This window comes from Psychroflexus montanilacus, assembly GCF_020164535.1.
GTDB lineage: Bacteria > Bacteroidota > Bacteroidia > Flavobacteriales > Flavobacteriaceae > Psychroflexus > Psychroflexus montanilacus.
Genome location: NZ_JAIQZC010000002.1, coordinates 313,924 through 327,188, shown reverse-complemented (window position 1 = coordinate 327,188; position 13,265 = coordinate 313,924). Strand labels below are relative to the sequence as shown.

Genomic DNA, 13,265 nt, shown 5'->3' with positions numbered 1-13,265 from the left:
TAGTATCAACCCGACTTCGGTCGGGTTTCTTGTTTTTACTACAGGAAACACATTTTTTTACATGATAAAATAGGCTTTCAAAAGTTAAAATTATCTTTAATAAAAAAATTGCCATTTCTATATCGAAAACCTATATTTGCCTGATTTTATAACAGCACACTAATAATTTAAAGAATGCAGAATAAAGGACTCATCAAGCTATTTGCTATCCTGTTTGCTTTGGTAAGTATATACCAATTGTCATTTACATTTATAGCTAATAATGTTGAAAAGAAAGCAGAAGCTTACGCGGAAAGACAAATCTCTGAAAGTGAAGAAAACTTTACATTACAGCGATCTATTGCAGCAGAACAATACCTGGACTCCATAGGGAACGAGTCGATTTTTGCTGGAATTAGTTATAATACAGCAAAAGATAAGGAGCTCAATAAAGGTTTGGACTTAAAAGGAGGAATCAATGTGATTCTTCAGATTTCAGTTCAAGATCTTTTGAAAGGATTGGCAAATAATTCTAAAGATCCAGCTTTTAATCAAGCTCTGGCTGAAGCTAAAGAAGCCAGAAAAAATAGTCAAGATAGTTTTCTGGAGCTTTTCTTTGAGGCATTTGATGAAAAAGAAGGAGCTAAACTAGCTTCTCCAGATATTTTTGGAACCAAGGCTCTTGCCGACGAGGTGAGTTTTGATATGTCTAACAGTCAGGTAAAACCAATCATCAGCAGAAAAATTGATGAAAGTGTTACTTCAGCCTTTGAAGTATTAAGAGAACGTATAGATAAATTTGGTGTAACTCAGCCCAACATTCAGCGATTAGGAGATTCAGGAAGAATTCTAATTGAATTGCCGGGAGCTAAAGATATAAGCCGTATCCAAAATTTACTTCAAAGTACAGCTCAGTTAGAATTTTGGGATGTTTATAAGGCTAACGACTTTTCAGATTATCTACAAAGTGCAGATGCCATAATTGCAGAAAACCTTAAGTCAGAAGCTGAAAAAACAGATGAAGAGCAAGCAGAGTCTTCTGAAGAAGATGGCGATGCACAGGAGACAGATGAAGATGATTTAGAAAGTTTATTATCTACCGATGAAGAGGGAGAAGATCAAGATTTTTCAAGATCAAATCCTTTATTGAGTCTTGTACAATCTGTAGGACAGCCTCAAGGTCCAATAATCGCCTATTTTGCAGTTAAAGATACGGCTAAAGTCAATTCTTTCTTAGCAATGCCGCAGGTGAAATCTCAATTACCAGCAGATAAAAAGTTCGCAAAATTTGTTTGGGGTAAGCCACCAAAAGATTCAGAAATAGTTGAATTGTACGCCTTAAAGGGAAACAGAAACAACGAGCCGCAATTAAGTGGAGCTGTAGTAACAGATGCTCAGCAGACTTATGATCAGGTTGGTCGTGTTGCAGTGAGTATGCAAATGGATGGACGCGGTGCAAAGATTTGGGAAGATATGACTGGTAGAGCTTCAGCTCAAGGTTCTCAAATTGCTATTGTTTTAGACAATATAGTATATTCTGCACCAGGTGTTTCTAGTGGAGCCATTTCCGGTGGAAGAAGTGAAATTACTGGAACTTATACGATTGAAGAAGCACAGGATTTAGCTAACGTATTAAGGGCAGGTAAGTTACCTGCATCTGCAGATATCGTGCAAAGTGAAATAGTTGGACCATCCTTAGGTCAGGAAGCTATCGATAGCGGAGTTCTATCTTTTGCTATTGCCTTACTATTTGTACTGATTTATATGATTTTCTATTATGGTAAGGCAGGCCTGTACGCAGATATCGCCCTAGCCGTTAACATCTTGTTCATTTTCGGTGTGCTTTCAGGACTCGGAGCTGTTCTTACTCTTCCTGGTATTGCTGGTATTGTCCTTACTATTGGTATGTCTGTAGATGCTAATGTTCTTATATTTGAAAGGATACGAGAAGAATTAGCGAAAGGTAAAACACAGGCTGAAGCGATAAGTGACGGTTTTAGAAATGCATTATCTTCCATTCTTGATGCGAACATCACCACAGGCCTTACAGGTTTGATTTTATTAACCTTTGGGACGGGACCTATTAAAGGTTTTGCAACGACTTTACTTATAGGTATTGTCACTTCTTTGTTCTGTGCTATATTTTTGACACGTTTATTCATTGCTGGAGGTGGTAAAAAAGGAAAATCACTTCCATTTTCTACAGCAGCAACCAAAAACTGGTTTCAAAATATCAACATTAACTTCTTGAAAAAGCGAAAAGTCGCGTATATTATTTCTGCAGTAGCGCTTATTGTTAGTATTGGTTCACTTGCTACCAAAGGATTAAATGAAGGGGTTGATTTTATAGGAGGTAGAAGTTATACTGTAAGATTTGATCAAGCTATAAATCCATCAGAGATTCAGACAAAATTACTTGAAGACCTGCAGAGTGTAGAAGCCAAAACCTATGGTTCTTCTAGTCAGTTGAAAATCACCACAAACTATAAAATTGAAGAAGAAGGAACCGTTATTGATGATGAAATTCAAACTATACTTTTTGAAGGATTACAAGATTATCTACCAAGCGGAATAACTTATGATGAATTCAAAGTTGGGGATAGTAGTTCTGATAAAGCATATGGTATTATGTCTGCTATCAAAGTAGGGCCAACAATCGCTGATGATATTAAAACAGCATCATATTATGCCATCATTGGTTCTCTCATTGTGGTATTCTTATACATTTTAATCCGATTTAGAAGATGGCAGTCTTCTCTTGGTGCTGTTGCTGCGGTAGTGCATGATGTTACTATCGTGCTTGGATTGTTTTCTCTTCTATACAATGTCTTGCCGTTTAGTCTAGAAATCGATCAGGCTTTTATTGCTGCGATTTTAACAGTAATTGGTTATTCTCTAAATGATACGGTAGTAGTCTTTGACAGGATTCGTGAATTCTTCAATGAACACCCATCTTGGAAAATGGATAAATTGATAAACGTAGCTGTTAGTTCAACTATAAGCAGAACTATCAATACTTCTTTAACAACACTTGTCGTCTTAGTGGCCATTTTCATTTTTGGAGGTGATAGTATTAGAGGATTTATGTTTGCACTTATTATTGGTGTGGTTGTAGGGACATATTCATCTGTATTTATCGCAACTCCAGTAATGTTTGATTCTGTAAAGAAAAAAGGCATTGACTTAACAGACAAAAAAGCCATTGAAGAAAAAGAAGAAGTCACAACTTAAGAAAAGTAAATTCAAAAAAAATCCTCTGAAAATTAATTCAGAGGATTTTTTTTGTGTTTTAAAATTTGGTTTTTACCAGCGAATGATCACACTTCCCCAGGTAAATCCACTACCAAAAGCAGCAAGAACAACCAGATCTCCTTTTTTAATTTTTCCTTCCTCCCAGGCTTCTGTGAGGGCAATTGGAATAGAGGCTGCCGTGGTATTGCCATACTTTTGAATGTTGTTATGTACCTGACTATCTTCCAGACTTAATTTCTTTTGAATAAACTGAGAAATTCTTAAGTTGGCTTGGTGAGGAATAAACATATCAATATCCTCTTTTTTAAGATTGTTGAAATCTAATCCTTCCTGAATAACTTCAGAAAATCTTACTACAGCATTTTTAAAAACCAACTGACCATTCATTTTTGGATAGTAAGGAATGTCTTCTTGTGGATTTTCTGCTATAATTTCTGGAACCCACTTTTCAGTTGATGGACCCCTCAAAGACAGTTCATCTATATATTCACCTTCAGAATGTAAGTGAGAAGATAAAATTCCAGAGTCATCATCACTTCTAGTTAGAACAGCTGCTCCAGCACCATCGCCAAAGATGACTGAAACATGCCTGCTTCTATTGGTCATATCCAAACCTCCACTGTGGTTTTCACTACCTATTACAAGTACATTTTTATACATCCCTGTTTTTATAAACTGATCTGCCACAGAGATACAGTATACAAAGCCGCTACACTGATTTCTGACATCCAGAGCGGGACAGGTCTTGATACCTAACTTCTCCTGAATTTGAACACCACAGCCAGGGAAGTAATAGTCTGGACTTAACGTTGCGAAAACAATTAAGTCGATGTCGTTTTTATCAATTTCTGCCCTTTCTATAGCCTGTTTAGCAGCTTTTAAGCCCATAATGGCTGTAGAATTACCATCTCCTTTTTTGATGTGTCTGCGTTCTTGTATACCTGTGCGTTCTTGTATCCACTCGTCAGAAGTATCCATGAGTTTACTCAAGTCGTCGTTGGTCACCACATGCTCAGGTACATATTTCCCTAATCCTAAAATTTTAGATTGATACATTATTTAATGATTTAGCAATGCAATATAATTATAATTGCTTATTTCATAATCCTTATACAAAAAGAAAACGCTCTTTTACTTAATTTCAAAGAGCGTTCTCCAACCAACCTAACCAATAATCTTAAATAAGGTTACATGTATTTTTTATAATCGTTGATGTCCACTTTTGCTTTCAAATCATGTAGTAAATTATAAAGCCCAAAAAATGTTCTGTTGATGTAAAGGAAATGTTTACTTCCTCTATTGCCATTCATTTTTCTTAATTCTTTATCGCTACTATACTTTTCACTTAAGCCTGAAACCTTATTCCAAAACTCTTCATTTCCAAAATCAAAAGTTTCTTTGTGAAAAGGGCTTGTAAATAAACTTAACATTTCATGGAATAAAGCAGAAAAATAATTAATCTCTTTCTCAGTATCATCAGGCCTTATGATTTCTAATTCTTTTAATTTCTGAAGGAAAAAATCAGGATCATTGATGTTCTTTGGCTCAGCTAATTCGAAATAAGGTGTATAAAATTTATTTGGAATATTTTTTATACATCCGAAATCTATGGCAATTAAATTATAATCCTTATCAATCAAAAAGTTTCCAGGATGTGGATCGGCGTGGACTTCTTTCAACTTATGAAATTGAAACATATAGAAATTCCATAGCGTTTGTCCTATTTCATTTCCAACTTCTTCAGAAAAATCCTGTTTTACAAACTCACTTAGGTGTTTACCTTCCATCCAGTCCATCGTAATGATACGTTCACTAGATAGATTCTCATAATATTTTGGAAATTTCAGATTTGGTATCACTGAGCAAGCTTCAGAAATACGTTTACTTTGCTCAACTTCTAAAATGTAATCTGTCTCTTCAATTAATTTATCTTCAATCTCTTTAAAATACTTTTCAGAATCTTTTCCTTTTAGATTGAACATTCTGGTTGCAATAGGCTTTACCATAGCCAAATCAGAACTAATACTGTCTGCTACTCCTGGGTATTGAATTTTAATGGCATATTTACTACCATCTTTTTCAGCCCTGTGAACCTGTCCTATGCTCGCCGCATTAACCGATTCTGAAGTGAATTTATCAAACACCTCTTCAGGATACTTTCCATTATATTTCTTGAACGTCTTTCTTACCAAAGGTGCAGATAAAGGCGGTACGCTAAATTGTGCTAAGCTAAATTTTTCAACATATGCATTAGGCAGCAAACTCTTTTCCATTGAAAGCATTTGCGCTACTTTAAGCGCACTTCCTTTTAAGTTCTTTAATCCATCATAGATGTCTGAAGCATTATCTTCATCCAACTCATCTCTGGTCAATTCTGGATTGAAAGCTTTTTTGGAATAGTATTTTAGATAGTTTGCACCTATTTTAGTTCCTGTTCCAATAAGTTTTGAGGTACGGCTAAATTTCCCAGTTGGGATTTTATCTATTGTTTTCATCTATTATTTCATTGTTTCTTTATAGAGGAATTTTCCAAAATCGAAAACTTTCTCTAAGGGTGTATTGTCGAAGACATCAAAAATCGTGTTCACAGACTTTTCAATCGCTACATCCGTCTTTTCGAAATCTGCTGACTTATCTTCTTTCCAAAATTTTAAAAGAAATAGAAATTGTATCCAAGCGCCTTCAGAATAAATACTCTCATTTCTTTTTAAAAAGCTGTAAGCTTTTTCATCATTATCGTCTTCAATCAAGTCTTTCGCAAAAGACTTAATATGTCTTCTCAAGCCTTTCAATTGCTTTAAATTTTTTAATTGATCCTCGTTTTCTTCCAAAACATATAGAACATAACTTCTGTTGGCAGTGAGTATTTCAAAGAAAGTATAGAAGAATGTTAGCATTTTTTCTCTGCTGCTATACATTTCTACCTCTTTGTTATTCGACATCAAGTCATGAGCATTTTCATAAAAAGTTTCCCATATATTTTCTCTCAGCGCTTCAAAATTTCCAAAATACTTATAAAAATCTTTCTCTTCAAATTTATGATCCTTAGCAAATTTGTAAACTGACTTAGGTTTATGTTCATGTTCAAGAACATGATCCATATAATGGGTTATTATATCAATTTTGGTAATCTTTTTCTCAGTTTTTGCTTTAGCTGCCATAGTAAAAAATTTATATACAAATATAATTATTGTTTAATCTTGAAGCTTCAACTTTAAACGAAATCTTTTGTTAAATCTCCTGTTTTCTGTCAGTTTGTCACAAAACAACCTACGGTATTCGGTTTGTTATTATGTTTTAAATTAAACACAAATCATATGGCTACAGGTAATATTAATGTGTCAGTTGAAAATATTTTTCCACTGATCAAGAAATTTCTTTACAGCGACCACGAAATATTTTTAAGAGAGCTTATTTCCAATGCTACAGATGCCACGCTAAAGTTGAATCATTTGGTAAGAATTGGTGAAGCTAAAATAGATGTGGGTCAACCTAAAATTGAAATTAAAATCGATAAGGAAAACCAAACCTTACACATCATAGATGAAGGTGTTGGAATGACAAAAGAGGAAGTCGAAAAATACATCAACGAGGTTGCATTTTCAGGAGCTGAAGAATTTTTAGAAAAATATAAAGATTCTGATGCCAAAGATACAGGCATCATAGGTCATTTTGGACTTGGATTTTATTCAGCTTTCATGGTGGCCAACAAAGTTGAAATCCACACCAAATCCTGGAAAGACGAGCCGGCAGCTCACTGGACTTGTGAAGGAACCACACAATTTACATTAGACGAGAGCAATAAGGCTAACAGAGGTACAGAAATTATTCTTCATATCAATGATGATGAAAAGGAATTTCTGAAAGATCATAGGATAAATGAACTTTTGGTAAAATACAACAAGTTCATGCCCGTTCCTATTAAATTCGGAACCAAAGAAAAAGAACTTCCAAAAGCTGAAGATGCTAAGGAAGATGAAGAGCCAAAAAAAGTAACCGTTGATAACATTATCAACAACCCTGATCCAGCTTGGACAAAACAACCTACAGAGCTTGATGAAGCAGATTATAATTCATTTTACAGGGAATTATATCCTACTCAATTTGAGGAGCCATTATTTCATATTCATTTGAATGTGGATTATCCTTTCAATTTGACAGGAATCTTATATTTTCCAAAGTTAACCAACGACTTGTCAATTCAGAAAGATAAAATTCAGCTTTACCAAAACCAGGTATTTGTTACAGACAATGTGGAAGGCATCGTGCCAGAATTTTTGACCATGCTGAAGGGTGTGATCGACTCCCCGGACATTCCGTTGAATGTGTCTAGATCTTATTTACAAGCTGATGGGGCGGTAAAGAAAATCTCAAGCTACATCACTAGAAAAGTAGCAGACAAGTTGAAATCTCTGTTTAATGATAATAGAGAAGATTTTGAAAAAAAATGGAACGACATTAAAGTCGTAATTGAATATGGTATGTTGTCTGAGGATAAATTCTTTGAAAAGGCACAAAAATTTGCTCTTTATCCTACAACAGGCGATCAATATTTCACTTTTGATGAACTCAAAAACGATATCACCGAATTACAAACTGATAAAGATGGTAAACTCGTGGTGCTTTATGCATCCAATAAAGATCAGCAACACAGTTACATCAAGAGAGCAGAAGCAAAAGGCTATAAGGTTCTGTTGCTAGATTCTCCGATTGTCTCTCACTTGATTCAGAAACTCGAACAGGAGAATGAGCAAAAGGTCTCGTTTGTGAGAGTAGATAGTGATCACGTGGAAAATCTAATCAAAAAAGAGTCGGAGCAGGTTTCTAAACTTTCTGATGAAGAAAAAGAAACAGTGAAGTCTAGTTTTGAAACGGTCGTTCCTAAAGAAAAATACACCGTTCAGCTGGAAGCTTTAGATTCTGATACAGCACCGGTGATGATCACTCAGCCAGAATTTATGCGTCGTATGAAGGAAATGCAGCAAACCGGCGGAGGTGGTATGTTTGGAATGGGTAATATGCCCGAGATGTACAATCTAGTGGTGAACACCAATAACCCGCTGATTTCAAAAATTCTGAAAGCAAAAGAAGAGTCCCAAAAAGAAACTTTGATCAAGCAAACTTTAGATTTAGCGCTGCTTTCTCAAAACTTGTTGAAAGGAGAGGAGCTTACCAACTTTGTTGAGAGAAGCTTCAAGATGATCAAGTAAATTTTACTTACAGTTTAAAACACAAAACCACTTATACGCAAGTGGTTTTGTGTTTTCTAATATCTAATACACGTCACCTTGAGCGCATTCGAAAGGTCTTATAGAAAACTTAACTTTTATTAAATGAAATTCCAAAATTTCCAGAGGCTTAAACTTGCAAAACCTAATTTCTCAATGGTTTTTGAAAATTGAAATTAAGAGTTTCACTGGCTTAAGAAAGGCTCAAACAAACAAGATTTCATGTTGCAAAGAAATATTAACCTAGTATCTTTGCTCAAAATCAAAATCAATGATCAATATTACCTTACCAGATGGAAGTGTAAAGCAATATGACAAGGGCTCAAGTCCTATGGATGTAGCTTTAAGCATAAGTGCAGGTTTAGCAAGAAATGTAATCTCTGCAAAATTCAATGACACGATTATAGAGACCACGACCCCACTTCATGAAGATGGTAATTTGACGCTTTTGACATTTAATGATGATGAAGGTAAACAGGCTTTTTGGCATTCTACAGCCCACGTTTTGGCTCAGGCTGTTCAAAAGTTGTATCCAGAAGTAAAACTTACTATTGGACCTTCCATCGAGAATGGATTTTATTATGATTTAGATTTGAATGGAGAAGTGATATCTGAACATGATTTCCCTAAAATCGAAGCCAAAATGCTTGAATTAGCAAGAGGGAAACATGATTTCGAAATGCGAGAGGTTTCAAAAGCTCAAGCTTTGGAACATTACAAAACTGAAGGCAACCCTTATAAAGTTGAATTAATCGAAAATCTAACTGACGGAGAAATTACCTTTTGCGATCATGATGATTTTACAGATTTGTGTCGTGGAGGTCATATTCCAAACACAGGCTTCATAAAAGCAGTGAAGCTAATGAATATCGCAGGAGCTTATTGGAGAGGAGATGAGAACAATCCACAGCTAACAAGGATTTATGGGATTTCATTTCCAAAGCAAAAAGAATTAAAAGAATATTTAGAACTTCTTGAGGAAGCTAAAAAAAGAGACCATAGAAAACTGGGTAAAGAACTCAAGTTATTTACATTTTCCCAAAAAGTAGGGCAGGGTCTACCGCTTTGGTTACCAAAAGGGGCAGCTTTGAGAGATCGATTGGAAAAGTTTTTAAAAGATGCTCAGGAGGCAGCGGGTTACCAACAAGTAGTTTCGCCTCATATTGGACAAAAAGAACTTTATATGACTTCTGGTCATTTCCAAAAATATGGTGAAGATAGTTTTCAGCCCATCAAAACGCCTCAGGATGGTGAGGAATACCTCTTAAAACCGATGAATTGCCCGCATCACTGTGAAATTTTCAATGCACAGGCCTGGAGTTACAGAGATTTGCCACAGCGTTATGCAGAGTTTGGAACGGTATATCGTTATGAGCAAAGTGGTGAGTTGCACGGATTAACCAGAGTAAGGGGTTTTACCCAAGATGATGCACATATCTTCTGTACACCAGAACAGCTGGATGAAGAGTTCAAAAAAGTAATTGATTTGGTGCTTTACGTATTTGGATCTTTAGGTTTTGAGAATTTTACTGCTCAAGTGTCCTTGAGAGATCCCGATAACCCATCAAAATATATTGGCTCCGATGATAATTGGAAAAAAGCTGAAACTGCTATTTTAAATGCGGCAGAAGAAAAAGGCTTGAATTACAAAGTTGAGACTGGAGAAGCTGCTTTTTATGGACCAAAGTTAGATTTTATGGTAAAAGATGCTTTGGGCAGACAATGGCAACTGGGAACTATACAGGTAGATTATAATTTGCCAGAACGTTTTGAGTTGGAATATAAAGGTAGTGATAACGAAATGCATAGACCGGTGATGATTCACAGAGCTCCATTTGGGAGCCTGGAACGCTTTATCGCTATCTTGCTAGAACACACAGGTGGGAATTTCCCATTATGGTTAATGCCAGAGCAGGCTACTATCCTATCAATCAGTGAGAAATATGAAAATTATTCTAAAAAAGTTTTAAGTTTACTTAAAAAACACGAAATTCGCGCCACATTTGATAATCGAGGTGAAACCATGGGTAAAAAGATTCGTGAAGCCGAGATGAACAAAGTTCCTTACATGCTCATTATTGGCGAGGCAGAAGTAGAAAATGAAACGGTCTCTGTAAGGAAACATGGCGGAGATGATTTAGGTCAAATGCCAATTGAAAGTTTTGCCAAGATATTAAATGTGGAAATGGATAAAGAAATTTATAAATTTGAAGTCTAATCAAAAAAATATATAGCCATAGCAATACGTAGAAAAAAATCAAGACAGGCACCGAGGCAAATTAAAGAAAACCCTCACAAGATCAACGAGAAGATAAGAGCTCCAAAGGTTCGTGTGGTTGGTGAGAATGTAAAAGTAGATATCTATTCACTCAAGGAAGCTTTGGCCATGGCTGAAGAACAGGAACTTGATTTGGTAGAAATATCTCCAAAGGCAGATCCTCCTGTTTGTAAAGTTATGGATTACAAGAAATTCTTGTATGAACAAAAGAAGCGAGAAAAAGCTTTAAAACAGAAAACAACTCAGGTGGTTGTAAAAGAAATTCGTTTTGGGCCTAATACAGATGACCACGATTACGAATTCAAAAAGAAAAATGCTGAGAAATTCCTTAAAGATGGTGCTAAGTTAAAAGCCTTTGTATTTTTTAAAGGGCGTTCTATAGTTTTTAAAGACAAAGGCCAAATTTTACTATTAAGACTTGCTCAAGATCTTGAAGACTTAGCTAAAGTAGAACAAATGCCGAAATTGGAAGGAAAAAGAATGATTATGATTCTTGCGCCAATTTCAAAAAAATAATTGCGATAATCCTAAATATATTCAAATGCCTAAAATGAAAACCAAATCGAGTGCTAAGAAGCGTTTTAAAATTACCGGTACAGGTAAGATAAAGCGTAAACAAGCATTCAAAAGTCACATTTTGACCAAAAAGTCAAAAAAGAGAAAATTGAAGTTAACTCACAGTGCTTTAGTACATAAAGCAGATGAGCATAGCATCAAAACTCAATTACGCTTAAAATAAGCAAACAAGGTTAATTATTAATCCATGGAGTTAGGCTCATAAAATGTTGGAAGCAACTGCCTACTACAAAAACACTTTAAATTATGCCAAGATCAACAAATTCTGTAGCTTCAAGAGCAAGACGGAAAAAAATAATGAAACAAGCCAAAGGTTACTACGGACGTCGTAAAAACGTTTGGACAGTAGCTAAAAATGCAGTTGAAAAAGCAATGTTATATGCTTACAGAGACCGCAAAACCAAGAAAAGAAATTTTAGATCGCTTTGGATCATTAGAATTAATGCTGCTGCGAGATTGCACGGTTTATCTTATTCCCAGTTTATGGGGAAGGTAAAGGCTCATAACATTGAGTTGAACAGAAAAGTTTTAGCTGATTTAGCTATGAACAACCCTGAAGCCTTTAAAGCTGTAGTCGACCAAGTAAAATAAATTCTAAACTTATTATCGCAATTAAAAAAGCACCTGTTAATCTATAGGTGCTTTTTATTTTTAATCAGTCCAAAGATGTATTGTAGCGATTTGTTTAGTTTTTAACTTATAAACTTCAAGTAATATTTATATTCGTTTGAAAGTTGAAATTAATCTTAAAAATTAAATATTATGGCTATTAGATTCGCAAACAATTGTAGTAACTGTGTCAATCTTGTTGAAAATGCATTTTGCAGCAAGCACGAAGTTTTGGTTTCTCAAAAATACACTTGTGATCAATTTGATATGAAAGCAGAACTTAAAAATGAAAGAAGCTGCACAAATTGTAATAAGCATGAAACCTCAAGTTGTGCACATCCTTCTAAAGCAGCTCCTGGAATGTTATGCTCTTCCTGGGCACCCTCAGCATAAGTTGAAAGTTTTTAAGGGCTTCTATAATTAAAAATTTATTACCCTGCTTCCAAATGTTTGGATCCTGCAGGGTTTTTTAATTCTTAAAATTATCTTTTCGTAATTTTGAAAAGATAATTCTGATAATTTTAGATAGAGAATGTATGAGAGACCAACTCAATAGAGCGGTAAACTTTAATTCAATTCCTTTACGAATCGTGTCTTTAGTACCAAGTCTAACAGAGCTTTTAGTCGATTTAGGCTTAAGGAATAAAATAGTAGGTGTTACAAAATTTTGCGTACACCCTAAAGATATAAGAAAGACTGCTGTAGTCATTGGTGGAACTAAAACCGCTAAATTAGATAAGATTAGAAGCCTGAACCCAGATTTTATTTTGGCTAATAAAGAGGAAAATGAGTTAGATGATGTAGATGAATTGTCGAGGCATCATTCAGTTTATGTAAGTGACATCAAAACCATTGAAGACTTGTTTATTCTCATCAAAGACCTGAATCTTATTTTTAATATTCACGCTGAAGGAAATGCACTTATTGATAAGATCCAATCTAGCTTTATCAAATTCAGAAGAGGTATGGAAGATCAGCCTAAAGTGAAGGTCGCTTATTTTATATGGCGAGATCCCTGGATGGTTGCAGGAAATTCAACCTTTATTAATTATATGCTGAAGCTTAATAATTTCGAAAATGTATATGATAACCTGGAAAGGTATCCTGAAGTTGAGCTTCAAAATTTGAAAGAGGTGGATTACATTTTGCTATCATCCGAGCCTTTTCCTTTTAAAAACAAACATAAAGATGAATTCAAATTGAATTCTGAAGCCTTAAAGATTGTAGATGGTGAATACTTCAGCTGGTATGGATCAAGATTAATAAAGGCTTTTGATTATTTTGAAAAATTAAGGGACAAATTATAAAATTATGATAGGTTTTTAAGACATTGGACTTAAGAT

11 protein-coding genes are annotated in these 13,265 nt (G+C 34.9%); 8 read left to right on the top strand and 3 right to left on the bottom strand.

From position 1 onward, the window contains the following. The first annotated feature begins 174 nt into the window (after positions 1-174). A complete protein-coding gene (gene secDF / locus LB454_RS08290; protein ID WP_224464203.1) occupies positions 175-3,210 on the top strand; it encodes a protein translocase subunit SecDF in 3,036 nt (1,011 codons plus the stop codon). A 72-nt stretch (positions 3,211-3,282) separates the two neighbouring features. On the opposite strand, the gene LB454_RS08285 is transcribed toward secDF, so the two are convergent. The 3 genes from LB454_RS08285 to LB454_RS08275 form a co-directional block, all read right to left on the bottom strand. Next, on the bottom strand, positions 3,283-4,287 hold the full coding sequence (locus LB454_RS08285; RefSeq protein ID WP_224464202.1) for a 3-oxoacyl-ACP synthase III family protein: 1,005 nt from the start codon (positions 4,285-4,287) through the stop codon (positions 3,283-3,285). A gap of 131 nt (positions 4,288-4,418) precedes the next feature. Further along, on the bottom strand, positions 4,419-5,726 hold the full coding sequence (locus tag LB454_RS08280; RefSeq protein ID WP_224464201.1) for an ABC1 kinase family protein: 1,308 nt from the start codon (positions 5,724-5,726) through the stop codon (positions 4,419-4,421). Between the two features lie 3 nt (positions 5,727-5,729). Continuing rightward, entirely contained in the window at positions 5,730-6,392 is a 663-nt protein-coding gene (locus LB454_RS08275) for a TetR family transcriptional regulator C-terminal domain-containing protein (protein WP_224464200.1), read from the bottom strand. 156 nt (positions 6,393-6,548) lie between these two features. Here LB454_RS08275 and htpG point away from each other — a divergent pair, with 156 nt between their 5' ends. From htpG to LB454_RS08240, 7 genes are all read left to right on the top strand, one after another. Further along, a complete protein-coding gene (htpG, locus tag LB454_RS08270) occupies positions 6,549-8,441 on the top strand; it encodes a molecular chaperone HtpG (RefSeq protein WP_224464199.1) in 1,893 nt (630 codons plus the stop codon). Between the two features lie 289 nt (positions 8,442-8,730). Beyond that, entirely contained in the window at positions 8,731-10,677 is a 1,947-nt protein-coding gene (gene thrS, locus LB454_RS08265; protein WP_224464198.1) for a threonine--tRNA ligase, read from the top strand. Between the two features lie 60 nt (positions 10,678-10,737). Further along, on the top strand, positions 10,738-11,253 hold the full coding sequence (gene infC, locus LB454_RS08260; RefSeq protein WP_323670355.1) for a translation initiation factor IF-3: 516 nt from the start codon (positions 10,738-10,740) through the stop codon (positions 11,251-11,253). Between the two features lie 25 nt (positions 11,254-11,278). Continuing rightward, on the top strand, positions 11,279-11,476 hold the full coding sequence (gene rpmI, locus LB454_RS08255) for a 50S ribosomal protein L35 (RefSeq protein WP_224464197.1): 198 nt from the start codon (positions 11,279-11,281) through the stop codon (positions 11,474-11,476). An 83-nt stretch (positions 11,477-11,559) separates the two neighbouring features. Continuing rightward, complete coding sequence (gene rplT, locus LB454_RS08250) at positions 11,560-11,904, top strand: 50S ribosomal protein L20 (protein ID WP_224464196.1); 345 nt, start codon at positions 11,560-11,562, stop codon at positions 11,902-11,904. A gap of 171 nt (positions 11,905-12,075) precedes the next feature. Beyond that, on the top strand, positions 12,076-12,315 hold the full coding sequence (locus LB454_RS08245) for a hypothetical protein (RefSeq protein ID WP_224464195.1): 240 nt from the start codon (positions 12,076-12,078) through the stop codon (positions 12,313-12,315). Positions 12,316-12,458: 143 nt separating this feature from the next. After that, a complete protein-coding gene (locus tag LB454_RS08240; RefSeq protein ID WP_224464194.1) occupies positions 12,459-13,229 on the top strand; it encodes an ABC transporter substrate-binding protein in 771 nt (256 codons plus the stop codon). The last annotated feature ends 36 nt before the right edge of the window (positions 13,230-13,265 follow it).

Coding starts and splice junctions, on each gene's coding strand:
- secDF (WP_224464203.1), top strand. CDS start 175: ATGCAGAATAAAGGACTCATCAAGCTATTTGCTATCCTGTTTGCTTTG.
- LB454_RS08285 (WP_224464202.1), bottom strand. CDS start 4,287: ATGTATCAATCTAAAATTTTAGGATTAGGGAAATATGTACCTGAGCAT.
- LB454_RS08280 (WP_224464201.1), bottom strand. CDS start 5,726: ATGAAAACAATAGATAAAATCCCAACTGGGAAATTTAGCCGTACCTCA.
- LB454_RS08275 (WP_224464200.1), bottom strand. CDS start 6,392: ATGGCAGCTAAAGCAAAAACTGAGAAAAAGATTACCAAAATTGATATA.
- htpG (WP_224464199.1), top strand. CDS start 6,549: ATGGCTACAGGTAATATTAATGTGTCAGTTGAAAATATTTTTCCACTG.
- thrS (WP_224464198.1), top strand. CDS start 8,731: ATGATCAATATTACCTTACCAGATGGAAGTGTAAAGCAATATGACAAG.
- rpmI (WP_224464197.1), top strand. CDS start 11,279: ATGCCTAAAATGAAAACCAAATCGAGTGCTAAGAAGCGTTTTAAAATT.
- rplT (WP_224464196.1), top strand. CDS start 11,560: ATGCCAAGATCAACAAATTCTGTAGCTTCAAGAGCAAGACGGAAAAAA.
- LB454_RS08245 (WP_224464195.1), top strand. CDS start 12,076: ATGGCTATTAGATTCGCAAACAATTGTAGTAACTGTGTCAATCTTGTT.
- LB454_RS08240 (WP_224464194.1), top strand. CDS start 12,459: ATGAGAGACCAACTCAATAGAGCGGTAAACTTTAATTCAATTCCTTTA.